21 protein-coding genes are annotated in these 22891 nt (G+C 45.5%); 8 read left to right on the top strand and 13 right to left on the bottom strand.

Going from position 1 to position 22891, the window contains the following annotated elements:
• Position 1: 1 nt before the first annotated feature.
• The 3 genes from C4K46_RS06170 to C4K46_RS06180 form a co-directional block, all read right to left on the bottom strand.
• Positions 2–526, bottom strand: coding sequence for a GNAT family N-acetyltransferase (locus C4K46_RS06170; protein ID WP_209628021.1), 525 nt, complete (start codon positions 524–526; stop codon positions 2–4).
• On the bottom strand, positions 526–966 hold the full coding sequence (tsaE, locus tag C4K46_RS06175; RefSeq protein WP_209628022.1) for a tRNA (adenosine(37)-N6)-threonylcarbamoyltransferase complex ATPase subunit type 1 TsaE: 441 nt from the start codon (positions 964–966) through the stop codon (positions 526–528). Before tsaE ends, C4K46_RS06170 begins: the two co-directional genes overlap by 1 nt.
• Before the next feature lie 151 nt (positions 967–1117).
• Positions 1118–2557, bottom strand: coding sequence for an NCS2 family permease (locus C4K46_RS06180; protein WP_209628023.1), 1440 nt, complete (start codon positions 2555–2557; stop codon positions 1118–1120).
• A 318-nt stretch (positions 2558–2875) separates the two neighbouring features.
• Between C4K46_RS06180 and C4K46_RS06185 the strand changes: the two genes are divergently transcribed.
• The 7 genes from C4K46_RS06185 (at position 2876) to serS (ending at position 10499) form a co-directional block, all read left to right on the top strand.
• Positions 2876–3688, top strand: a complete 813-nt coding sequence (locus C4K46_RS06185; RefSeq protein ID WP_209628024.1) for a Cof-type HAD-IIB family hydrolase — start codon at positions 2876–2878, stop codon at positions 3686–3688.
• A 225-nt stretch (positions 3689–3913) separates the two neighbouring features.
• The gene (gene adhP, locus C4K46_RS06190) at positions 3914–4936 is read left to right on the top strand and encodes an alcohol dehydrogenase AdhP (RefSeq protein WP_209628025.1); all 1023 of its coding nucleotides are present in this window, start codon (positions 3914–3916) and stop codon (positions 4934–4936) included.
• Positions 4937–5241: 305 nt separating this feature from the next.
• Positions 5242–6234 (top strand): PTS sugar transporter subunit IIB, encoded by a 993-nt coding sequence (locus C4K46_RS06195; RefSeq protein ID WP_209628130.1) that lies wholly within the window; start codon positions 5242–5244, stop codon positions 6232–6234.
• Positions 6235–6827: 593 nt separating this feature from the next.
• Positions 6828–7631: a PTS mannose/fructose/sorbose transporter subunit IIC gene (locus C4K46_RS06200; RefSeq protein ID WP_209628026.1), complete on the top strand. Its 804-nt coding sequence runs from the start codon at positions 6828–6830 to the stop codon at positions 7629–7631.
• 16 nt (positions 7632–7647) lie between these two features.
• Positions 7648–8559, top strand: coding sequence for a PTS system mannose/fructose/sorbose family transporter subunit IID (locus tag C4K46_RS06205; RefSeq protein WP_209628027.1), 912 nt, complete (start codon positions 7648–7650; stop codon positions 8557–8559).
• Between the two features lie 69 nt (positions 8560–8628).
• Positions 8629–9003: a DUF956 family protein gene (locus C4K46_RS06210; protein ID WP_209628028.1), complete on the top strand. Its 375-nt coding sequence runs from the start codon at positions 8629–8631 to the stop codon at positions 9001–9003.
• Positions 9004–9221: 218 nt separating this feature from the next.
• Positions 9222–10499 (top strand): serine--tRNA ligase, encoded by a 1278-nt coding sequence (serS, locus tag C4K46_RS06215; RefSeq protein WP_209628029.1) that lies wholly within the window; start codon positions 9222–9224, stop codon positions 10497–10499.
• Positions 10500–10591: 92 nt separating this feature from the next.
• On the opposite strand, the gene C4K46_RS06220 is transcribed toward serS, so the two are convergent.
• From C4K46_RS06220 to C4K46_RS06245, 6 genes are all read right to left on the bottom strand, one after another.
• Positions 10592–12010: an LPXTG cell wall anchor domain-containing protein gene (locus C4K46_RS06220; protein ID WP_209628030.1), complete on the bottom strand. Its 1419-nt coding sequence runs from the start codon at positions 12008–12010 to the stop codon at positions 10592–10594.
• A gap of 128 nt (positions 12011–12138) precedes the next feature.
• The gene (locus C4K46_RS06225) at positions 12139–13068 is read right to left on the bottom strand and encodes an aldo/keto reductase (RefSeq protein WP_209628031.1); all 930 of its coding nucleotides are present in this window, start codon (positions 13066–13068) and stop codon (positions 12139–12141) included.
• Positions 13065–14855, bottom strand: coding sequence for a glycoside hydrolase family 35 protein (locus tag C4K46_RS06230; RefSeq protein WP_209628032.1), 1791 nt, complete (start codon positions 14853–14855; stop codon positions 13065–13067). The genes C4K46_RS06225 and C4K46_RS06230 overlap by 4 nt, the downstream gene beginning before the upstream one ends.
• Positions 14856–14858: 3 nt before the next feature.
• Positions 14859–16211: a PTS sugar transporter subunit IIC gene (locus tag C4K46_RS06235; RefSeq protein ID WP_209628033.1), complete on the bottom strand. Its 1353-nt coding sequence runs from the start codon at positions 16209–16211 to the stop codon at positions 14859–14861.
• 13 nt (positions 16212–16224) lie between these two features.
• Entirely contained in the window at positions 16225–16542 is a 318-nt protein-coding gene (locus tag C4K46_RS06240) for a PTS sugar transporter subunit IIA (protein WP_209628034.1), read from the bottom strand.
• 4 nt (positions 16543–16546) lie between these two features.
• Positions 16547–16861 (bottom strand): PTS sugar transporter subunit IIB, encoded by a 315-nt coding sequence (locus C4K46_RS06245; RefSeq protein WP_209628035.1) that lies wholly within the window; start codon positions 16859–16861, stop codon positions 16547–16549.
• 201 nt (positions 16862–17062) lie between these two features.
• Between C4K46_RS06245 and C4K46_RS06250 the strand changes: the two genes are divergently transcribed.
• A complete protein-coding gene (locus C4K46_RS06250) occupies positions 17063–18256 on the top strand; it encodes an ROK family protein (protein ID WP_209628036.1) in 1194 nt (397 codons plus the stop codon).
• 89 nt (positions 18257–18345) lie between these two features.
• On the opposite strand, the gene C4K46_RS06255 is transcribed toward C4K46_RS06250, so the two are convergent.
• The 4 genes from C4K46_RS06255 to C4K46_RS06270 form a co-directional block, all read right to left on the bottom strand.
• Positions 18346–19242, bottom strand: a complete 897-nt coding sequence (locus tag C4K46_RS06255) for a DUF7916 family protein (protein ID WP_209628037.1) — start codon at positions 19240–19242, stop codon at positions 18346–18348.
• A gap of 246 nt (positions 19243–19488) precedes the next feature.
• Positions 19489–20391, bottom strand: coding sequence for an alpha/beta fold hydrolase (locus C4K46_RS06260; protein WP_245335146.1), 903 nt, complete (start codon positions 20389–20391; stop codon positions 19489–19491).
• Between the two features lie 106 nt (positions 20392–20497).
• Positions 20498–20791: an ArsR/SmtB family transcription factor gene (locus C4K46_RS06265; RefSeq protein WP_245335147.1), complete on the bottom strand. Its 294-nt coding sequence runs from the start codon at positions 20789–20791 to the stop codon at positions 20498–20500.
• 166 nt (positions 20792–20957) lie between these two features.
• The gene (locus C4K46_RS06270) at positions 20958–22850 is read right to left on the bottom strand and encodes a M13 family metallopeptidase (RefSeq protein ID WP_209628040.1); all 1893 of its coding nucleotides are present in this window, start codon (positions 22848–22850) and stop codon (positions 20958–20960) included.
• Positions 22851–22891: the final 41 nt, after the last annotated feature.

Genomic DNA, 22891 nt, shown 5'->3' on the forward strand with positions numbered 1-22891 from the left:
TTCAATCTATTAGTTTCCCCATCAGGTAAACATCAAGAAATTCCCCTTCTCTTAGATAGGCCCCTCTGGCTTGGCGCCCTTCAATTTCAAATCCCAGTGACTGATAGAGGTGGACTGCCCTCTCATTTCTGACTTGGACACTGAGCTCTAAACGACGAATAATCTGGCTGGATTTGGCCCAGTCAAGAGCCTCTTCCAGTAAAATACGACCCAGCCCCTGGTTCCAAAAAGCTTTTTTCACAACAACAAAGACTTGTCCGATATGTCGAATCCGCTCATGAAAGTCAGCTGTAATACTGAGGACTCCGGCTAATTCTTGGTCCAAAAAGGCCACAAGATAGAGCTGGTTGTCGGTCTCTTCTTGCCTAGAAACAAACTCTCGCATCTGGTCTTCTGTCATCAAAATGCCAGCCTCATCCAAGGTCATATAGTCTGATTCTCTTCCTACTTGATTGAGAAAGGTCACCAGACTTGCCGCGTCCATCTCTTGAGCTTCTCTTAGCTCTAATTCAAACTCTCTTTTCATCACTCTTCTTCCAGCGCTTGCTGTAGCTTTTGAGCCCTACTACCATGAGCTTCAAACAGGAGCTCCCTGCCCCCATCTTTGGGCAAGAGGTTTAGTTGCAGATAATCATCCGGCAGGCTCTCCCCTAGTAGCTCCCCCCATTCAATAACGGTCACTCCCTCACCAAAGAGGAAGTCGTCTAAATCAATAGAGTCAGGGTCCTGCCCAATCCGATAAACATCCAGGTGATAAAGGGGCAAGCGTCCCTCATACTCTCTAAGGATTGTATAGGTCGGACTTTTAATCATTTGTCCGATCCCCAAACCTTGGGCCAGGCCCTTGGTAAAGGTTGTTTTTCCAGCTCCTAAATCTCCCGTTAAGACCAGGACATCACCAGCCTCTAATTTTTCAGCTAGCTTGCGTCCCCAGGCCATCAATTCATCTTCATTACGACTAAACATAGAAATATTATACCAAAAGTTTTTACTTTCTGCTTAATTTTGCCAGAAGAAAATCTCAAGTTCTAAAAAAGAGCCCGGCTCCTCCTTTAGAAAGAGGAGGCAGCCAAGCTCTTTTCTCTTAAAATTTTACCTCAGAAAGCTTTTCACTTGTCTAGGCCAGGGCTAGACTAACAAAATTCAGGATAAAGAGGGCATCTAAAACCCAGATAATTGGGTGGACTTCCTTGGCCTGGCCTTTAAAGGTCTTAACCAAGGCATAGAAGATAAAACCAGCAGCAATCCCATGAGTAATGCTATAGCTCAAGCCCATAAAAATAGAAGTGAAGAAAGCTGGAATAGCTTCTGCCATATCGTCCCAGCGGATATTTCGCATGCTGGCCAGCATCATAATTCCTACAATAATCAAAATAGGGGCCACCGCCACAGTCGGTACAATGGCTAAGAGGGGGCTAAACAAGCTAGCAAGGGCAAAGAGAAGGGCCACAACTAGGGCAGTCAAACCAGTCCGCCCACCAGCTTCAATCCCAGCAGCACTTTCCACATAGGTGGTCACATTAGAGGTCCCAGCAATGGCACCAACCGTTGTCCCTACCATATCAGAAAAGAGGGCCTTATCCATCTTGGTTTGGAGGCCAGATGAGTCCTTGGCCGCTTCTTCGTCAGCAATGTTGAAAATCCCAGCCTTGCGCCCTGTCGAAATCAAGGTCCCGATATTATCGAAAATATCTGTCAAAGAAAAGGCTAAAATAGCTAACAAGACCTCGGGAATGCGGGCAGGATTAGCAAAAAGGGAACCTAAGCCCTTGCTACCCAAGGCTGATCCAAAAATCTTGCCCAAATCTTTAACAGCTGCCCCTAGGTTGTTAGAGGCAAAATTGATGGTAGATAGGTTGACCACACCAGTTGCCAAAGCTAGGAGAGTAGTTGCAATGATGGAAAGAATAATCCCTCCCCGAATCTTTTTCAAAACGAAGAAAACGGTGATGATGATCCCAAAGAGGGCCACCAAGACCGCAGGATTATTAAAGTCTACCAAGCCGGGAGTAGCCATCCCATTGGCTGTAATAGCTGCCTGGGCCTGATCGGCCCCCTTACCTGCTACTGTATAAGTACCCGGATCGATGGAAAACTTCAATAGCCCCGCCTTTTTAATCCCGATATAGGCCAGAAAAATCCCGATTCCCCCAGAAATAGCGTATTGGAGACTTTCAGGAATGGCATGGATAATCACCTTACGAATCTTGGTCAGAGTGACAATGATACTGATAATCCCACAGAGAAAGACCATGGCTAGCGCCTCCTGCCAACTATAGCCTAGGGCAAAGACGACTGTATAAGTGAAGAAAGCATTGAGCCCCATACCTGGCGCCTGCGCATAGGGAATATTGGCATAAAAGGCCATCATCAGCGTTCCAGCTACTGTACCAATAATGGTTGCCAAAAAGACTCCCTGGGCCGGCATGCCTGTCTGACTCAGCATTTCCGGATTAACAAAGAGAATGTAACTCATGGCAAAAAAGGTGGTCAGACCTGCCAAAATCTCTGTCCGCAGGTTGGTGCCATTCTCCTCAAGCTTAAATAGTTTGTTCATTTTGGATAAAAATCTCCTCATTTCTCATTTAAAGTCCGTTTTTAAAAGAATTTACGAACGATAGTATGATTATAATAAAAAACATTCACTTTTTCAAGCTATGCTTCTTATCTTTTTATTCTCTTATACCTTTTTGACACCAAGTACCGAAAAAAGGAAGCAATAAAATCTTAGTCTAAACCCAGACCTTTTACCAGGCCTAGCTAGAGTTGCCTGGATGGAATCAGTCTTCTTTGGGGACAAGGGCCGGCTTTACTTGTGCATTTAAGCTGAATTCTGTTATAATAGAAAGCACGAAACCATAGGAAAGAGGTTGACATGACAAAAAAAGTAATCGCCTTAGACTTAGACGGAACCCTGCTAAATTCTGATAGCCAGCTCTCCGACTTTACTAAGGAAACCATTAAAAAAATTAGTCAAAAAGGCCATAAGGTTGTCATCACCACTGGCCGCCCCTACCGGATGGCTCTGGAATTTTATCAGGAATTAGAGCTCCATACTCCCATGATTAACTTCAATGGCTCCCTGACCCATATCCCTGGAAAAAACTGGAAATTTGAACAGTCTGTCACCCTAGACAAGGCCTATTTACTAGATATGGTCAAGCGAGAAGAAGAGATTGAGGCCGACTTTGTGGCCGGTGAATATCGCAAAAAGTTTTATATCACCAATCCCAATGAAAAAGTAGCCGACCCCAAACTCTTCGGCATGGAGTCTTTTGTTCCTGAGCACCGCTTTCAGTCTCACCTAGTCACCAAGGACCCCAATGCTATTCTGCTCCAAACCAGGGTCCATGATAAGTATGCCCTGGCTGAGGATTTAAGGGCCTTCTACCAAGAAGAATTGGCCATCAATACCTGGGGTGGCCCGCTCAACATTCTAGAGTGCTCCCATAAGGGAGTCAACAAGGCCTTTGCCCTCAACTACCTCTTAAATAGTCTCAATCTCAGTCGCCAGGATTTGATTGCCTTTGGGGATGAACAAAACGATACAGAGATGCTAGACTTTGCAGGCCTAGGCTATGCCATGAAAAATGCCAATCCTGAACTCTTGCCCCATGCTGATAGGCAGTTAAGTCTGACCAATGACCAAGATGGGGTAGCCCATGAATTAGAAAATCTCTTCCTATAAAAATAGACAGTTTATCGAACTCTGTTAGGGTTCGATTTTTTTGTCTATCCACTCCAGTTATCGACTTCCAAAAAGCTTGATTTAACAGGCTTTTCAAGGTTCTGATTTTTGTTTAACTAGTTAATTATATTTTCAGAGACTTTTCTGTAAGCGCTTGTAATGACCGAAAGTTTGTGATATAATTAACATAATTAAAATCATTAAAATACTTAGGAGGAACTAGCTATGAAAGCTGTTGTTGTTAATCCTCAAAGTTCTGGTGTAGAACTAGTGGACAAGGACATTCGACCCCTGGAAAGTGGAGAAGCCCTAGTCCAAATCGAATATTGTGGCGTCTGTCATACCGACCTCCATGTTGCCCATGGTGATTTCGGTCAGGTTCCTGGCCGAACTCTGGGACATGAAGGAATTGGAATCGTCAAGGAACTAGCTCCCGATGTCAAGAGTCTCAAGCTAGGAGATCGGGTCAGCGTGGCCTGGTTTTTTGAGGGCTGTGGCCACTGCGAATACTGTACGACCGGCCGCGAGACTCTCTGTCGCTCTGTGAAAAACGCCGGCTACTCTGTCGATGGAGGCATGGCCGAAGAGTGTATCGTTACCGCAGACTATGCAGTCAAGGTCCCTGACCAGCTAGACCCAGCCCAGGCTTCTTCTATTACCTGCGCTGGTGTAACCACCTACAAGGCCATTAAGGAGGCCCAGGCCCAACCTGGCCAATGGATTGTTATCTATGGGGCAGGAGGACTTGGTAATCTGGCTGTCCAATACGCTAAAAAGGTCTTTAATGCCCATGTTGTCGCTGTTGACATCAATCAGGATAAACTGGACTTAGCCAAGGAAGTGGGAGCCGACTTGGTCATCAATGCCCAAGAAGTTGAGGATGTTCCAGGTCTGATTCAAGAAAAGACAGGGGGTGCCCACTCTGCTGTGGTGACTGCCGTCTCCAAGGTTGCTTTCAATCAAGCAGTGGATAGCGTTCGTGCTGGTGGTCGTGTGGTTGCTGTCGGCCTACCATCTGAAATGATGGAGTTAAGTATCGTCAAGACCGTTCTAGATGGTATCCAGGTCATCGGTTCTCTGGTCGGTACTCGTAAAGATCTAGAAGAAGCCTTCCAGTTTGGAGCTGAAGGTCTGGTTGTTCCAGTCGTTCAAAAACGACCTATCGAGGATGCCACTGCTATCTTTGATGAAATGGCCGCAGGGCAAATTCAAGGCCGGATGGTACTCGACTTTAGCCAGGGCCACTAGTCTCCTAGTCACTTGGAGGACGTCTATAACCTAGACGAATATTCTCATATTTGAAAATTTTACTTGAAATTTTCTAGATTTATGGTATAATGAAGTATAGTTAATAAAAATTAGTGCCATACTTATTAACCTTATCTTGATTGAAGCCCAGTCCTATGATTGGGCTTTTTGTTTTGCTATTTTTTGAAGGTTTTTGCTTTTTTCTGATAGCGGACTTGATTTTTTCATGAAAACGTTTTATAATAAGATAGTCTTAAATTTTACTTAAAATTAAGCCAAACAATAAAAAAGGAGGAATGTCAATAATGAGTATCGGAATCATTATTGCAAGCCATGGTGAATTTGCCGCTGGTATTCATCAATCAGGATCCATGATTTTTGGCGAACAAGAAAAAGTTCAAGTTGTAACTTTTATGCCGAATGAAGGACCTGATGATCTCTATGCCAAATTCAATGACGCTGTGGCTGCTTTTGACGCAGAAGACGAAGTTTTAGTCTTGGCTGACTTGTGGAGTGGCTCTCCCTTCAACCAGGCTAGTCGTGTCATGGGCGAAAACCCTGAGCGCAAATTCGCCATTATTACCGGCTTGAATCTACCTATGCTGATTCAAGCCTATACAGAAAGAATGATGGATGCCACAGCAGGTGTTGATGCTGTTGTTGCAAACATTATTAAGGAAGCCAAAGAAGGGGTCAAGGCCCTGCCAGAGGAGTTAAATCCTGCGGACGAAACAGCGCCTGCAGCAGCTGCTGCCCCTGTGAGCCAAGCTGCTATCCCAGAGGGAACTGTCATTGGCGACGGCAAGTTGAAAATCAATCTTGCTCGTCTGGATACCCGGCTCCTACATGGTCAAGTCGCAACTGCCTGGACGCCTGATTCTAAGGCAGATCGGATTATCGTTGCTTCTGACTCAGTTTCTCAAGATGAACTACGTAAGGAACTAATCAAACAAGCGGCACCAGGAAATGTCAAGGCTAATGTTGTCCCAATCGACAAACTAATCGCTGTTTCTAAGGACCCTCGTTTCGGAAACACTCATGCCCTCATCTTGTTTGAAACTCCTCAAGACGCTCTCAGAGCCATTGAAGGGGGAGTAGAAATCAAGACCCTCAATGTTGGCTCCATGGCTCACTCAACTGGGAAAACTATGGTCAACAACGTTCTGTCTATGGACAAGGAAGACGTTGCTACATTTGAGAAAATGCGCGATCTAGGAGTTGAATTTGACGTCCGTAAAGTGCCAAATGACTCCAAGAAAGATTTGTTTGACTTAATTAAAAAAGCTAACGTTCAATAAAAAATGAGCCTCGTGCTCTCTAGATAAACGATACTTAAGCTAGCGCCGAGCATAGAAAATTTTCATCGAAATTTTCGTTCAGTAGCAAGGAGGTTTACCTCCAGATATTGATTGCGTCTGCCAAGGGGCTTTGTATCTTGTTAATTGAACACGCCCTAAAATCCTAGTAAAAAGTTCGCAAGCTAAAAACTGGTGAATATCTAAACGCAGTAGCTGACTGCCAGTTGTCGGCGTCACCAAGTGACTTGTCACCAGTCTAGTCAGCCTTGCAGGGGTCTCACTAGGGACTTGCAAGCAAGTCCAGTTCGGCCGCCTATTTTTATACGGATTTCTTAACGCCCTTTGTATCTTATGAATTGAACACGCCCCAAAAACTTTGAAAAAAAGATAAATACTCCTAGGAGCTAGGGCTCCGTCGTCGTATTCCCTATTTTTTCTTCGTTTTCTTAACGGGCTTTGTATCTTATTTAATTGAACTCGAGCTAAAAGCTGCGGAAAAAAGATAGATTTCCTTGTGTGCGAGCACACAGCGTCAATCTCCTATTTTTCTCTTGCTTTTTACACGCTCTCGTATCTTATGAAAGGATTGAAACATGTCAATTATCTCTATTGTTTTAGTGGTTTTTGTTGCCTTTCTTGCTGGTCTTGAAGGAATTTTGGACCAGTGGCAATTTCACCAACCACTCGTTGCTTGTACCTTGATTGGTCTGGTAACTGGTAACCTCACAGCGGGTATCATGCTGGGTGGTTCCCTCCAAATGATTGCTCTAGGTTGGGCTAATATCGGGGCTGCCGTAGCGCCCGATGCTGCTCTTGCTTCTGTCGCTGCTGCCATCATCTTAGTCAAGGGTGGCGACTTTACAGCCAAAGGAATTTCAGTCGCTCAAGGTGTCGCTATTCCTCTTGCGGTTGCTGGTCTCTTCCTCACTATGATTGTCCGGACCCTGTCAGTTGGTCTGGTCCATACTGCTGATGCTGCTGCTAAAAATGGAAATATCCGAGGAGTTGAGCGTGCTCACTTTATCGCCCTTCTCCTTCAAGGTCTGCGGATTGCCGTTCCTGCAGCCCTTCTCTTAATGGTCCCAACTTCTGCTGTTCAAGCAGCTCTTGAAGCTATGCCAGCTTGGCTATCTGACGGTATGGCTATCGGTGGGGGTATGGTTGTAGCCGTTGGTTACGCTATGGTTATCAATATGATGGCAACCCGCGAAGTATGGCCTTTCTTTGCTATCGGTTTCGCCCTTGCTGCTGTAACTGACCTTACTTTGATTGCCTTTGGTGCTATTGGTGTCGCTATCGCTCTTATCTACCTCAACCTTTCTAAAAAAGGCGGCAATGGTGGTGGCGGCGGTGCCACATCTAATGATCCAATCGGCGATATTCTAGAAGACTATTAAGAAAGGGGACTCTATCATGACTGAAAAAATTCAATTAAGTAAAGCAGACCGTCAAAAGGTTTGGCTACGTTCCACTTTCTTGCAAGGTTCTTGGAACTATGAGCGGATGCAAAACTTGGGTTGGGCCTACTCACTTATCCCAGCCATCAAAAAACTCTACACTAGTAAAGAAGATCAAGCTGCTGCTCTTGAGCGCCACCTAGAATTCTTCAACACCCACCCTTATGTAGCAGCTCCTATTATGGGGGTTACCTTGGCTCTGGAAGAAGAAAAAGCCAACGGGGCAGATATTGATGATGCTGCTATCCAAGGGGTTAAAATCGGAATGATGGGACCTCTTGCCGGTATCGGTGACCCTGTCTTCTGGTTCACTGTTCGTCCAATCCTTGGGGCTCTTGGGGCTTCCCTGGCACAAAACGGTAATATCCTTGGTCCAATTCTCTTCTTCGTTCTTTGGAATGCTATCCGGATGGGCTTCCTCTGGTACACTCAGGAAATTGGTTACAAGGCTGGTTCTGAAATTACCAAAGATATGTCCGGTGGTATCCTTCAAGATATTACTAAAGGGGCTTCTATCCTGGGAATGTTTATCCTAGCAGTCCTAGTTGAACGCTGGGTATCAATCAAGTTTGTCTTTAACGTGTCTAGTGTACAATTAGATGAGAAAGCCTACATCCACTGGGACAAGCTTCCAGATGGAGCTAAAGGTATCCAAGAAGCTTTCAAGCAAGTCGGAGAGGGGCTTTCACAAACACCGCAAAAGGTTACTAGTTTCCAACAAAACTTGGACTCACTTATTCCAGGTTTAATGGGCCTATTACTCACCTTCCTCTGCATGTGGTTGCTAAAGAAAAAAGTTTCACCAATTACAATCATTATCGGACTCTTCATCGTGGGTATCCTAGCTCACGTGGCTGGTCTCATGTAAAAACAAAAGAAGGTTTCGGCCTTCTTTTTATTATGGTATAATAGGGTCAATGAGAGTAAGGAGCTAGTTATGGCACAATCGCAAAATAAAAAAGTTGAATTTCAAACGACCGGCGTTTCCTATCTGGGACTGGGAAATAAGGTTGGTAAATTTCTATTGGGAGATCGCGCAATCGAATTTTACGCCGACAGAAACGTCGAAGACTATGTGCAAATCCCCTGGATTAGCATCGAAAAAATCGGGGCCAACGTCTCGGGCAAGAAAATTAGTCGGCATTTTGAAATTTACACGGACAAAGGGCGCTTTCTCTTTGCCTCCAAGGACGCTGGCAAGATTTTAAAAATCGCGAGAGAACATGTCGGCAATGAAAAGGTGGTTAAGCTACCAACCCTCCTCCAAATGATTGGACGCTTTTTTAAAAATTTATTTGCAAAAAAAGCCTAAGTAGGGTATAATCATAGCAACGGATAAGTAGATTTGGAACTCTTGTCAGAAAGTCTGCGGTTGCTGCGAGCAGATAGGGTGAAAAATTGAAATTCTACCGTTAATTACAACTAGATAAATAATTAAGTGCACTCCTGTGAAGTTGGATGGGACCGCGTTTGTTAGACGCTCCAACAATCAATAGGGGTGCTTTCATTTTTGATAAAAAGGAGAAGGCTATGTTAGATTTAAAAAGAATACGGACTGACTTTGAAGGGGTTGCTAAAAAATTGGCGACTAGAGGCGTTGAGGCTAGTGTACTGAATGAAATGAAGGACATTGATGCCAAACGCCGTGACTTGCTAGTCAAGGTTGAGCAACTCAAGGCGGAGCGCAATACAGTTTCGGCTGAAATTGCCCAGGCCAAGCGAAATAAAGAAAATGCTGACGAAAAAATCGCTGCCATGCAAAAGTTGGCTGCCGAAGTCAAGGCCCTAGATGGTGAACTGGCTGAACTAGACGCCAAACTAACTGAATTTACCACTACCCTTCCCAATATTCCCCACGACAGCGTTCCTGTCGGTGCTGATGAAGAGGATAATGTCGAAATTAGACGCTGGGGCCAACCACGCGCCTTTGACTTTGACATCAAGGCCCACTGGGACCTGGGTGAGGACTTGGATATTCTAGACTGGGAACATGGTGCCAAGGTCACTGGTGCACGCTTTCTTTTCTATAAGGGCTTGGGTGCTCGACTAGAGCGGGCCCTCTATAACTTCATGCTAGATGAGCATGCCAAGGAAGGCTATACAGAGGTGATCCCTCCTTATATGGTGAACCATGACTCCATGTTTGGAACTGGCCAATATCCAAAATTCAAAGAAGATACCTTTGAGCTGGCTGATACAAACTTTGTCTTAATTCCAACCGCCGAGGTCCCCCTAACCAACTACTATCGGGATGAAATTATTGACGGCAAGGATCTACCTATCTACTTTACAGCTATGAGTCCTTCTTTCCGTTCAGAGGCAGGCTCTGCTGGCCGCGATACTCGTGGTCTCATTCGCCTGCACCAATTCCACAAGGTGGAAATGGTTAAATTTGCCAAAGCCGAAGAATCTTACGCAGAATTGGAAAAGATGACCGCCAATGCTGAAAATATCCTGCAAAAGCTGGGACTCCCTTACCGAGTTCTAGCCTTGTCAACTGGTGACATGGGCTTTTCTGCCGCTAAGACCTATGATTTGGAGGTCTGGATTCCAGCCCAAAACACCTATCGGGAAATCTCTAGCTGCTCTAATACCGAAGACTTCCAAGCAAGGCGGGCTCAAATTCGCTATCGGGACGAGGCCGATGGCAAGGTAAAACTAGCCCATACCTTGAACGGGTCTGGTCTGGCCGTTGGCCGGACAGTCGCAGCCATTCTTGAAAACTATCAAAATGAAGACGGGTCTGTTACCATTCCAGAAGTCCTCCGCCCCTATATGGGAGGCGTTAGCGTCATCAAGGCAGATTAAGATAGACAAAAAAGTTGGAAGACAAAAACTTCCAACTTTTCTTTGTTTAATCAAGCGGATTTGCTGAGGGAAAGAAACTTCTTTTGTAAAAGTTAATTTCTTTTTTGTCGCCGCAACCAAGCAAAACCAAGGATAAACAAGGCCAAGCCTGCTAGACCTGCCAGGCTATTTTCCCTTGTTCCTGTTTGGGGTAAGGTTTGGCTTGCTAGCCGGCCAGTAGCTGGAGCCTTTTCTTCTGCCTGCTTTTGATTAGCCAACTGGCTCAAGCTCGCTCCTGCTGGATGATTCTGGTCCTGACTAGGCTTGTTAGGATTTGGAAGGGAATCTTGTCCCTGCTGACCAGGATCTGCCACCATGTCAGCCAGAGGAACCACACTATTGAGGAAGGCTTCTTTCGAAATCCCCCGTTCTTCAATGGCATCTTGAACCCCTGTAATACTTACAAAATAGTAACGAGCCCAGTCCTTGGTTAGGCGTTGAATACCTGCTAGACCAGCACCTGGATACCAGGCTGGATGAATGGTTTCATTGGTAAATTTCCAGTCGCCTCCGACCTGGATACCCAACTTAGCTTCTGGATCAGACTTTTCAGAAATGCGGGCTTCCACCGAAACCAGGACTGCCCGAATCGTTTGCGGATTTTGAATATTAGTAACTTGGTTAGAGCCCCAGTGGGCAACTCGGTCCTGTTTGGGCAAGACTTCAATCGCAGTCCCACCACCCGCAATGGGCTCATTCTCTCCTTCTTTAACAAAAGTATTCATATTCCCCTTAAATTGAGCAACCCAGTTCACTGCTTCGGGATGGTCCATAATCTTGTCCCAGGTGTTGGAATCTTGCCGCAAGACAAAAGCCTGCATATTGCGGACATCAGCCCAAGCATTTGTAGCTTTGTTGTCGCTCATCTCCAGCACAACGCCCCAAGGGTCAAATTCGTCCATCCATTTGCCCCGTTCCTTGTTGAAATCAGCCAGGGCTTGCTCATCAGTCATTCCATCGTGTTTATATGCCAGATAATACCAATCCGCCGCCGGGTCAAAATTCGGACGACCACCCAGAACTACTGCCCCAGCATTAAATTGACCAGGACCGCCATTAGGACCACGCTTTTCATCTGGAACCTGGTTTTCGCTAGACCAGACCCAGACATCTCCTTGGTTGGCCCCCATTTGGGCGATAGCCCTTTGTTTTTCAGCCTCAGACATGACCTGACTACTGTCTAGAGGAGCACTAGCTAGGACTTGACTGCTAGGACTTTCAGCTACTGGACTAGCCTTTTCTTCCACGGGACTAGTGCTTTCAGTAACCGCCTCAGGGTTAGCCTCTTCTGGCGAGGCCTTATCAACTACTGTAGTGGTGACGTCGCTAGGGTTCGCTTTCTCATCTGCCTTAACACTAGAAACCCCGATTGTTAAAAGAGACAAGAGAGAAGCACAAACCAAGAGTGAGCCACCATAAGACTTGGCAGCAAACTTCTTAGAAGAAAAATCAAACATTGTCTTTTTATTCATACCATCCTCCTATTGAAAGATACGAGAGCTTTGAGATTGACAAAATTCTTAACTGATTCCTTTGTTCCCCTTTAAAATGGGCAAATCCTTGCCCAGCACTGTCTGTGCGCTTATCAGTTCTTAAATCATCAAGGCAAGGGATTGCCGGCACTCTTATAGATTTGATACCAATCGGCCCTAGACAATTGAATTTCAAAAGCCTGAGCCATAGAAGCAATCCGTTTCGGATTCATACTACCAATAATAGGCTGCATCTTGGCTGGGTGCCGCAAAATCCAAGCAATCACCATGGCCTCCAAACTAACTCCATAGTCAGCCGCAACTTCCTCTAGTTTTTTAGTTAATTGACTATACTTGGGGTGTTTGATAAAGAGCCCCTGGCTCAAGTCAACCTGAAAAGGCGACCAAGGCTGAATCGTAATATTGTGGAGCCGGCAGTAGTCTAAAACGCCTCCGTCTCGATTGACCGCAAAGGAATTAAGCATATTGGCATTCAGGCCTTGATCGAGCATGGGAGTATGGGCTGGCCCAAACTGAAGCTGGTTGATGATGAGGGGCTGCTTGACACTCTTTTGTAGGAGTTCAATCTGGTAAGGATTTTGATTGCTGACCCCAAAATAGCGGACCTTGCCCGCTTGATGCAGACTTTCAAAAGCCTCTCCTACCTCCTCAGGCTCAACCAAGGCATCCGGGCGGTGGAGGAGCAAGACATCTAAATAGTCCGTCTCCAAACGCTTCAAGCTAGCCTCTACCGAGCTTATAATGTAATCCCTAGAAAAATCAAAATGATAGTTGGTGTAGACATCTCGTAGGCCACACTTGGACTGGATAAGAACCTTATCCCGAGAAATCTTAGCCTCTCTCAAGCCCCGAGCAAAGCTAGACTCAGCCTGGCCAGCTGCATAGACATCTGAATGGTCATAAAAGTTAATCCCTAGCTCTTGAGTGCCTTGCAAAACAGCCACAACCTCCTCTGGGGAGCAATCCGCCATCCGCATACAGCCCAAAACCAGCTGACTGGCCTGCGATAATTGAGTTCCAAGATTTAGATACTTCATAGTTCCTCCTCATCTTTAAAGACAGGCTGATCGACCAAGGTCAAGCAGTCAATGGCCACATTCTCCGTTTCAAAGACGATAAATTCATTTTCCTCCTGCAAGAGCCCAGATGGAACATAAAGGTATTGAATCGGCCCCTCCTGCCAATAACGGCCCAGGTTAAAACCATTGACACTGATACAGCCCTTGCCATAGGCCGAGCAATCAATAAAGGTATCTGCAAGTTCTGTCAATCTAACCTTGAATTGATAGAAACTTGGAGCCTGGCTGGGCCTTGTAGATGGACTATCAAAAGGAATCTTCTCCAACATGGCCGCATCAAACTTGAGCGCATAGTGCTTCCAGCCCTTACGGAACTGGTGGTTAATCATGATGCCCCCTTTAACGCCCTTGGACTGGCTAGGAGCCCCCAACTTATAACCGTAGTTGACCCGGCCCAGATTCTCAACCAGGACATCAATCTGCACCTTCTCCGTATCAGCAGAAAAGAGCAGTTCATCTCCTATCTCCTCCCGATACTGGGTAGCCAAGTGTTCTTGGTTGATATAAAATTGGCAGCGGTCATGAGTTTCTAAGGCCTTGAGGCGTTCTTCATGATACTGATTTTTAATATCAGAGCGGTAGAGGATGTAGCCGTGATTTTGACCAATTTTTTCCATGGCCTGAGGATAGTCAGCGTAAATCTCCTCGGTAATTACCGGAGCGACTTCCAGCAGATTGGCAGTGCCCGCTAGCGGGAAGCTACCATAAGCCTTGGCCTTACGAGTAATCGGCTCCATCTGCTCCAAGTCTGGGAAGAGCTCATGAACCACCCTTTGAACAGCATAGTACTTTTCAGTTGGCTGGCCCCATTCATTGATGGGGGCATCAAAGTCATAGGAGGTCACTTGGGGCAAGTCCTTGGTCTTCCGAGCGGAACAGCCATTGATAAAACCAAAGTTAGTCCCTCCCCTTAGTAGAAAGAGGTTCATGCTGCCAATTTGTAACATTTCCTTGACATCGCTTGCCAAGTCCTCGGCCTCCCTGCGAACGATTGGCTCAGACCAGCGGTTAAACCAACCGTCCCAAAATTCGGTACACATAAGGGGCCATTTTTTGCCATGTCTAGCCATAAAGGCTCGCAGATTATCCGTATTTTCCTTGGCCTGGGAGCCAAAATTCCCCGTTACAAAGATGTCGTCCTCAATCAAGGTCCCTGCCTCCAAGGCCTCAATCCAGGTACCATCTGAAGTGAAGAGGGGAACTTCAACCCCTCGATCCCGCATCATCTGGGCAATCTTGCGCATATAGGCCTTGTCCTCAGCATAGGAGCCATACTCATTTTCCACCTGCATCATGAGAATTGGACCACCCTGACTGGACTGGTAGGGCAGAAGTTTGGGAAAGAGCCAGTCATAAAAGTGGGCTACTTTTTCCAGAAATAGAGGATGATCCACCCGATAGCGCATCTCTGGATAGGTCAGCAACCAAGGAGGCATACCTCCAAAGTCAAACTCCGCGCAGATATAAGGGCTAGGACGGACGATTAAATGGAGGCCCATCTCTTGAACCAAGTCAAAATAGGCTTCAAAGTCCAGCATTCCTTGACTTGTAAACTGCCCTTGGGCCGGCTCATGCAGGCTCCAAGGAATGTAGGTTTCCACCGTATTGAAACCCAAAGCCTTTAGATTATGCAGAGTTTCCCGCCACTGGCTGGGGTGCAAACGAAAGTACTGAATAGCTCCAGATAGGATTTTAAAAACCTGTCCATCTAGATAGAAGTCGTCACGAATTTCAAATCTTGTCATTCTCTATAATTCCTCCTGCTTATCTGCCAATTTGACAAATGGTAGATAGATAAAGGTTGAAATAGCGATATTGACTAGAGATAGAATAATGGCCCGCCAGTCAAAGGCTGTTGCGAAAAAGCCATAGAGGATTGGCGGCATTACCCAGGTTACATTTTGTGTCACCGGAGCAACCAAGCCTAGGGAGGTAGCGAAATAGGCAACAGTAACCATGACCATCGGTGTCAATACATAAGGGATAAACATGATTGGATTGAGAACGATTGGCAAACCATACATCACTGGCTCCCCAATATTAAAGACCATAGGGAAGATTCCGAGTTTGGCTACTTCGCGATAGTGTTTGTTGCGAGCTTGCCATAGGATTGCAATGGCTACCCCAATCGCATCAAACCAAACAAAGGCTCCAAAGGAATTGTCTGTCCACATATAAGGAATGGCCTGACCAGCCTGATAGGCTTCCAGGTTAGCTAGCATGGTCACACCAAAGAGGCTGGCCATGACTGGAGCCAATACATTTCCTCCATGAAGGCCAAAGAACCAGAAAATCTTATTCAAAAAGACAATCAAGAGCACTGCCCAGAAACTTTGTGATAGGCCAAGAAGAGGGGCCTGGAGCACCTTGTAAATCCAGTCAATCATCAGCTCACCTGTCACCGAATTGAAGATGTAGGTAGCAATCCCTACCACATACATGGCGATAGCCGCTGGAATAATGGACAAGAAGGGTTTCATGATAGCTGGTGGTACAGAGTCAGGCAGCTTAATGGTCCAGTTGCGATTCATGACCTTACAAAAGATAATTACTGAAATAAAGCCGATAATAATGGCGGTAAAATAACCCCGAGCACTAATCTGATCACCAGGTAGGACTCCATTTAAGGTCACCGTCAAATTTTTTCCGGATAGCTCAAGCTCCTGTATTTTTCCGATAGCCTTACTGAGCCCTGGAGTCTTAGCAGCCAATTCAAAGGTCTTGCTGATAGAACCCCCAATTGTAATCACATAGGAGGCCACCGCAACCAGACCGGCCGAAATTTTATCTGTATTATAAATCTTAGCGATATTGACCCCAAAGGTAAAGAGGAAGAGCAGGACAACAATCGGAATACTTCCCTTAAATACTAGGTAGTTAATATCAATCAGCCATTGGAAGGTTGACACGACACCCTTCCAGCCAAATTGCAGGGGGAGGTCCGATAGAAAGGCATTTAACATCAGGGCAAAGGAACCAGTCATAATAACAGGCATGGTCCCGATGAAAGAATCACGCAGGGCGACTAGAAACTTTTGATTACCGACCTTGTTTGCAATCGGCATGAGTCTAGCCTGCCATTTGTCAACAAAACTACTCATAATGCGTCTCTCCTTATTTATCTATCTTCTGATATAATTCCACAATTTCCTTGGCCAAATCAAGGAAGGCAATACTGGTCATGAGGTGATCCTGCCCATGCACCATAAATAAACTATAGTCTGTCTTTTCGCCGCGAGCCTCCTTACTTAACATCTCCATCTGTGCATGGTGGGCAGACAACAAGGCCTCTTGAGCCTGGGCCAACTTTTCTTTTGCCTGCTTAAAGTCTTGCTTTTTAGCAGCAGAAATCGCCTCAAGCGCACAGGACTTGGCTTCTCCTCCATACATAATTAGGGTCATTGCAACTTCTAAACTTGCTTCTTCTGCCATTGTGCTACCCGTTCATCAAGGACACTGCTAGGTCTAAAACCTTGTCCCCCTTCATCATGCCATAGTCGGTCATGGGAATAACCTCAGCTGGAATTTCTGGGTAGTCTTCCTTAAAACCGTCTAACAAATAACGAACCTGCGGTCCTAATAATAGGACATCTACTGAATGTTGGGCCAGATATTCCTTGGCTTCTGGCACAGGAACAGCAAAGATTTTAGCTGCCAAATCTCTTTCTTGGGCGGCATTTTGCATCTTGGTAACCATTAGACTGGTACTCATCCCCGCTGCACAGACCAACATAATTTCCTTGGTTTCCATAGGCACCTCACTTACTTCTAGCAATCGGCCATTACAAATATATATTATTTGCAATATGTAAACAAAAAAGCAAAAAAATTATTATAATTAAGTTATTGTTAATATTCTATAAATATTATATCGGCTTTCCAAGGAAATGTCAACGCTTTCATCTTGTCTTTTTAATTATTTTTTGATAATATGACAGCAAGGAGAAAGTTTATGGTATTAACAAAAAAACAAGCCCAAATTCGGGCGACAATTTTGGATCAACTCTATGCCAAAAGACCCCTGTCGCGCATTGATATTTCCAAAGAAACTCAGATTACCCCAGCCACGACTGGCAGCACCATCAATGAGCTAATCAAGGAGGGTCTGGTCTTAGAATTGGGCGAACTAAACGACGAAACCGTCGGCCGCAAGAAAACCCTACTAGACATTGCTCCCAAGCAGGTCTACTATCTAGGCTTTGAAATCTCAGAGAAATATCTAGCCTTGGTCATCGCTGATAATTTAGGTCAGGTCCTAGCCAGCAAGTGGACCCCCTATGAGCTTGAAAAAGGGGGCGGCCCTAGTGATAGCGAGATCATCCAGCTGATCAAGGACTTCCTAAAAAAACATCGGCGCTATCCCGTCTCCTCCCTGGCCCTAGCCCTACCAGGCCATGTCCAGCTGGAGCAGACAGAGACCATTATCGCCAACAACCCCCACTGGGATAATATCAATCTCCAGACCATCAGGGAGGCCTTTTCTATCCCTGTCTACTTCGGCAACAAGTCCCACTGCCTGACCTTGGCCGAGCGCCTCTTTGGCCAGCACCCCAAGGACAGTAATTTCATCGTCTACCATGTAGCCCGTGGGATACACTGCTCCTATATGTATCAAGGACAGATTTATGGGCAGGAGAATTTTCTAATCGGTGAAGTCGGCCATACCATCATCAACCCAGAAGGAGAACGCTGTCCTTGTGGTAAAAATGGCTGCCTACAAAACTACGCTAGTGAAAGTGCCCTTATCAATAAGGCCACCATTCTCTACCACTCCTCCCGTATCTCCCTCTTAAGGACCCTGGTTGCCGATTCCAAGGATATCAACCTCAGTACCCTTCTTACCGCCTATCAACTAGGAGACTTGGGCAGTATCGAGCTTATCAATACGGCCTGCAAATATCTCAGCATTTCCATTTCCAACCTCTGTCAGCTCATTGATTGCGAACGAATCTACCTTGATGGGGAAATCTTTTCCTACCCGATTATCGCTGACCAGGTCCAAAAGCAACTCCAGGACTTTAGCCAACTCTTTCCCAAACAAAAAGAGACCCAGATTGCCATCAAACCCTACTCCAGCCTCAATATTGCCCAGGCTGCTGTTAGTCTCTGTGTCTACCAGGATTTTTTAGAACCTCAATATACTTAAAAACTATAAGAAAATCAGCATAAAAGCCCAGACCTAAGTCAAAACTTCATTTGAACTCAGGCCTGGGCTTTTTTTATTTGGAGGGGCTTTTAACGATTGATTGAGCGTGAAATCATCGAAATAGTATGACGTTGGCCTCGCAGGGCCTTACTCATGGCAAAGATATTTTCTACCGGGGCCAGACAGCCATAGCCTGAATCGCCGATGTGCTGGATATCCACACCACAAATCTTATTGCGGATGGCCATCTGCTTCACTGTGTCTTCATCAGCACTTTCCTGACTGGTTCCAATAGCACTCATGACCAGTGCTCCTTGTTGGTGGGCTAAGCGGACCACTACCTTCAAGTCCTGCTCATCAAAGCCTGGCACACTTCCAACAGCTGGCGCTAGGACAATATCCACTCCTGCTGCGATAAATTTACCGATAGCCTCTAGGTCAGCTACTGGCTCATCTACACCTGAGGCGTGCATTTTTCCAGCAATGAGAAGACCCGAGAAATTCTCCTTGACCAAACGAATGGTATCAATAATGGCCTGGTTGGTCACCCCTGTCCCAGGGTTACCTGTCAGGCAGATAAAGTCAACTCCCAAGTCCTGGGCGCGCTTAATGGTCGCAAGACTGGCCTTACGTCCTTCATTGATATCCAGTCTTTCTCCCGCCATTTGGGCTTGATTGTCAACAGGCTCTAGGTTGACACCGATAGGCCGTCCAACTAAACGATGAAGCTCTGTTACAAAGTCGGCGCTATTGTCTAGGCCAGCAACCAGCGGTTCAAAGAGGTCCAAACCATTTAGCAGGATAAGGTCGGCTCCAAAGGCCCGGGCAATTTCAGCATTGGTCACATCTCCGATATAGGACTCCTTGAAGGCGACATTTTCTGATAGGATAATCCGTCCTTCACTGGCCTTGATACTCTGCTTGAGCTCGGCTGCGGTCATCTTTAAAATTTCAGAAGCATTGGAACTAATAAATCGTTTAACCATATTTTACACCTTTTTCTTTATCAATCATTAACAATTAACTAATATAATATTTTTTTATGCTTCTTTGTTTATTTTTTATTATCAATTAAAGTATAGCACAAGTCTTTTAAAATGTAAACGGTTTAATTTTTTATTCAGAAGTAAAAAAACATTTTGCTGATTTAAGAGATTATATAAACCAAAGGGTTATTGTTAAATGGAACAAAGAAAGTTAAAGTGCCAAGAGGGATATCTCTGAACCGCTTTTCAACTGTGTTTTTTGATAAAGTCTGTAATTGCCTGATTCATGACTTGTAGGGCTGATGCCTCAACTGGATAATGTCCACCTTGTGGTAAAATGACGATGTCAACAGGAACTTGGCTGATTTTATCTAGCAGGGGCTTGCTCAACTCAAGCGGTGTCCAACAGTCTAACTCAGGCTGAGTCAAAAGTACTGGACAAAGGTCAAAGTCAGGCGCTTCCACAGCAGGAAGGTAATTCATATAACTGTCCAAAAAGTTCATAGAGGCACGGTTGCCCGCAGAGGTTTTGTCTTGTAGCATCAAGTCTAGTAATTGGTCATCATTAACCAAGGCAGACATCTTAGACGCCCTTTTCATGGGTGTTGTCATTTTTCCGAGACCAAAGCGACGAGCAAGACCTGTCATCGGAACACCGATTTTTCCCATAAAATAATTATAAGACGTCTCGTTGCGCACCAAAGGAACACGCTGGTCAAGAAAAGTCATCCCAATAATTCCTTTCACTTTTTTATTTAGAGCAGCAATATGATAAGTTTCCATACCACCAGCACTCAGCCCATAGAGAAAAATGGGACGCTTATCACGCGCTAGCTCAAAATCAATATAATCACTCCCAATTTGCACCCAGTCATCATAAGTAACTTGATTGCGATTGGCTACTTCTGTCATACCATAAGTCGGCATATCTATCATAATTGTTTCAAAACCAGCTTTTGCCTGTGGCCCACCCGCTATCAAAGAAATCTGCCGACCGTTCGTTCCCACACCATGAAAACAAATCAATTTAGCAGGCGCAGCAGGATTACGAAAGGTATCCAAGTGAACCTTATGCTCTCCCCAAGCCCACCATTCTTCTGTCGGGTGATAATCTTTTGTAAAATGATAGTTGCTAGGTAAAGCTTGCATAATCTTTTTCCAAGTAGTTTGAGATTGATAATTCATAAATAATGTTTCACTTTCTTTTTTATTTTTATAAGTTTAAACTTTTCAACTCGTTTTACAAATGAGAAAGCTAGCTTTCTTTCATATCATTTTCGATAGAAGAGACTAGCCTTTTTAAATTCTCCAAAGCTATCCGCAAATCAATACTGTAATAACGCTCCTTGCCTTCTTGCCTTACATTCACCAATCCCGCCTGCAAGAGGAGTTTTAGATGATGAGAGACTGTCGGACGCGAAAGGGAGATGTTTTCTGTTAATTGGTTAACTGTCTGCTCTCCCTTATCAAAGAGGAGCATCAGCAATTCCTGACGATTGACATCTTTTAGCATATCAAAAAAGGGAATGGCTTCTTTCAGTATTGTCATCGTTTTCTGGCTCATAAGCAACCTCGCGTTGAAATGTTTAAACTTAAAAAATCAAATTTCAACCAACTTGTCAACCCCTTTGCTCAAAAAACGTCCTTAGATAAATTCTAAGGACGATAATAGATTTTTAGCCTAAAATATTAGCAGGAAGTATGGAAGGCAGCTCCTACCAAATCACGACACGATCTGCTGGCTCCCGCCACATGGCATCTGTTTCCTTGACATCAAAGGTTGTGAAGAAGTCGTCAAAGTTAGGTACTTGTAGGTTGACCCTTAGTTTAGCTGGTCCATGAACATCGACACTGGCCAGGAGTTGCATATACTCTTCTCTCGCTTTCATGCGCCAAATGCGGGCATAATTGGTAAAGAAGTCCTCAGCTGAGAAACTTTCTTCCTTCTTGGCTGCTTCTAGGGCACAGGCCAAACCTCCCAAATCAGCAACGTTTTCAGAGACGGTCAGCTTACCATTGACCTTAGCTCCATAAGAATCCTGCCCCTCAAAGAGATCAACCACTCTTTGAGTTTTTTCCTGAAAGGCAGCATAGTCTGCCTCTGTCCACCAGTTGCTGAGACTCCCGTTTTCATCGAAAGAAGCCCCATTGGTATCAAAGGCATGGGAAATCTCATGGGCGATGACTGCCCCAATTCCTCCATAATTCTCAGAAGAGGTCTGCTGAAGGTCATAGAAGGGGGCTTGCAAGATAGCAGCTGGAAAGACAATTAAGTTCTTTTGGGGGTCGTAGTAGGCGTTGACCATGTGGGCAGGCATGGCCCATTCCTGGTCATCGACCGGCTGATTCCACTTGCTCCAGCCATGTTCAATCTCTACTCGGCGCAGATTTTGAGCATTTTCTAACAGGCTGAGATTTTCATCAACCAGCTTTTTATAATAGCGCTCTGGTAATTTGTCTGGATAGCCAATATAAGGCTTGATGCTATTTAATTTGACAATGGCCTTATCTCTGGTCTCAGGAGTCAACCAGGTATTTTCAGATAGTCTTTTCTTATAGACCTCAATCATGCTGGCAACCTTCTGCTCCACATCTGCCTTGGCTTGGGGGGAGAACTTCTCAGCTGCATACCAGAGGCCTACGGCCTGACTAAAAGGAGCTTGGGCCAAGTAATAGGCTGCCTTTTTCTGATTTTGCGCCTCTGGCGTTCCGGACAGGGCCCGACTATAAGCTCCAGCCAGAACTCGGATTTCATCAGTCAAATAGGCAGTAGTCGTGCGGACTGCTCCTAGTATCAAGCTGGCCTTAAGCAGGGGCCAGGCTTCCTCACTATAAAACTGATCTGCCGCCTGCCAGAAGCGCTCTTCGGGTACGATTACCTTGTCTGGCACCTGACCCAGTATGGCCTTAAAGAAATCAGCTAGAGGGAGCTTAGGAGCCAACTGCTCGAAATCAGCCCAGTCATAAGGGTGATAGAGTTTGACGTACTCGGAAGACTCCTCGCTGGATAGGACTACCTTGGCAATGCGGGCATCTAGCTCCAAGACCTTGGCTAGAAGATCGGCGATCTCTTCCTCTTCAAAACCGTAAGCCTCAAGGAGGGCCGCTTCTGTCTCCTGCCATTTATTTAGAAGTTCCTCCCCTTGGGGATGGTCCTCTGCGTAATAGCTAGTGTCGGGTAGAATGGTTGAAAGTCCTTCTGCCCAGAGGACGTTGATTTTGGCATTCATAAAGTCAGGAGCCACTCCAAAGGGCAGGGCATTGGGCTTGCCGGCCAATTCAAAATCGACTAGCTTGTCTGTATAAGCCTTAAAAGAGTCTAGAGCCTTAAATTCCTCAATCAAGTCTTGAGCAGGGGCCACTCCATCTTGAGACCGTTTGGTCTGGTCAGCTGCTAGGCGGTGGTACTTGACAAAGTTGGCTAAGACCTGATCCTGGGGCAGGTCTTCTCCAGCCAACCACTTGTCCGTTCTTTCCAACATTAGCTCTTCAATCTTGTCATGAATATCGGTAAAACCACCAGTGACCGGCTTGTCATCTGGAATAATTGCCGTCTCTTCCCAGCTTCCATTAATCGCGGCGTAAAAATCATCTTGTAAACGTGTCATAGACTTCTCGCTTTCCTTATAATTCCTGAAAATCATCGATT

It is taken from the genome of Streptococcus oricebi, assembly GCF_017883985.1.
Classification (GTDB): Bacteria; Bacillota; Bacilli; order Lactobacillales; family Streptococcaceae; genus Streptococcus; species Streptococcus oricebi.

Bases quoted from the DNA above. Each gene is read 5' to 3' on its own strand.
- C4K46_RS06170 (WP_209628021.1), bottom strand. From the start codon at position 526: ATGAAAAGAGAGTTTGAATTAGAGCTAAGAGAAGCTCAAGAGATGGAC.
- tsaE (WP_209628022.1), bottom strand. From the start codon at position 966: ATGTTTAGTCGTAATGAAGATGAATTGATGGCCTGGGGACGCAAGCTA.
- C4K46_RS06180 (WP_209628023.1), bottom strand. From the start codon at position 2,557: ATGAACAAACTATTTAAGCTTGAGGAGAATGGCACCAACCTGCGGACA.
- C4K46_RS06185 (WP_209628024.1), top strand. From the start codon at position 2,876: ATGACAAAAAAAGTAATCGCCTTAGACTTAGACGGAACCCTGCTAAAT.
- adhP (WP_209628025.1), top strand. From the start codon at position 3,914: ATGAAAGCTGTTGTTGTTAATCCTCAAAGTTCTGGTGTAGAACTAGTG.
- C4K46_RS06195 (WP_209628130.1), top strand. From the start codon at position 5,242: ATGAGTATCGGAATCATTATTGCAAGCCATGGTGAATTTGCCGCTGGT.
- C4K46_RS06200 (WP_209628026.1), top strand. From the start codon at position 6,828: ATGTCAATTATCTCTATTGTTTTAGTGGTTTTTGTTGCCTTTCTTGCT.
- C4K46_RS06205 (WP_209628027.1), top strand. From the start codon at position 7,648: ATGACTGAAAAAATTCAATTAAGTAAAGCAGACCGTCAAAAGGTTTGG.
- C4K46_RS06210 (WP_209628028.1), top strand. From the start codon at position 8,629: ATGGCACAATCGCAAAATAAAAAAGTTGAATTTCAAACGACCGGCGTT.
- serS (WP_209628029.1), top strand. From the start codon at position 9,222: ATGTTAGATTTAAAAAGAATACGGACTGACTTTGAAGGGGTTGCTAAA.
- C4K46_RS06220 (WP_209628030.1), bottom strand. From the start codon at position 12,010: ATGAATAAAAAGACAATGTTTGATTTTTCTTCTAAGAAGTTTGCTGCC.
- C4K46_RS06225 (WP_209628031.1), bottom strand. From the start codon at position 13,068: ATGAAGTATCTAAATCTTGGAACTCAATTATCGCAGGCCAGTCAGCTG.
- C4K46_RS06230 (WP_209628032.1), bottom strand. From the start codon at position 14,855: ATGACAAGATTTGAAATTCGTGACGACTTCTATCTAGATGGACAGGTT.
- C4K46_RS06235 (WP_209628033.1), bottom strand. From the start codon at position 16,211: ATGAGTAGTTTTGTTGACAAATGGCAGGCTAGACTCATGCCGATTGCA.
- C4K46_RS06240 (WP_209628034.1), bottom strand. From the start codon at position 16,542: ATGGCAGAAGAAGCAAGTTTAGAAGTTGCAATGACCCTAATTATGTAT.
- C4K46_RS06245 (WP_209628035.1), bottom strand. From the start codon at position 16,861: ATGGAAACCAAGGAAATTATGTTGGTCTGTGCAGCGGGGATGAGTACC.
- C4K46_RS06250 (WP_209628036.1), top strand. From the start codon at position 17,063: ATGGTATTAACAAAAAAACAAGCCCAAATTCGGGCGACAATTTTGGAT.
- C4K46_RS06255 (WP_209628037.1), bottom strand. From the start codon at position 19,242: ATGGTTAAACGATTTATTAGTTCCAATGCTTCTGAAATTTTAAAGATG.
- C4K46_RS06260 (WP_245335146.1), bottom strand. From the start codon at position 20,391: ATGCAAGCTTTACCTAGCAACTATCATTTTACAAAAGATTATCACCCG.
- C4K46_RS06265 (WP_245335147.1), bottom strand. From the start codon at position 20,791: ATGACAATACTGAAAGAAGCCATTCCCTTTTTTGATATGCTAAAAGAT.
- C4K46_RS06270 (WP_209628040.1), bottom strand. From the start codon at position 22,850: ATGACACGTTTACAAGATGATTTTTACGCCGCGATTAATGGAAGCTGG.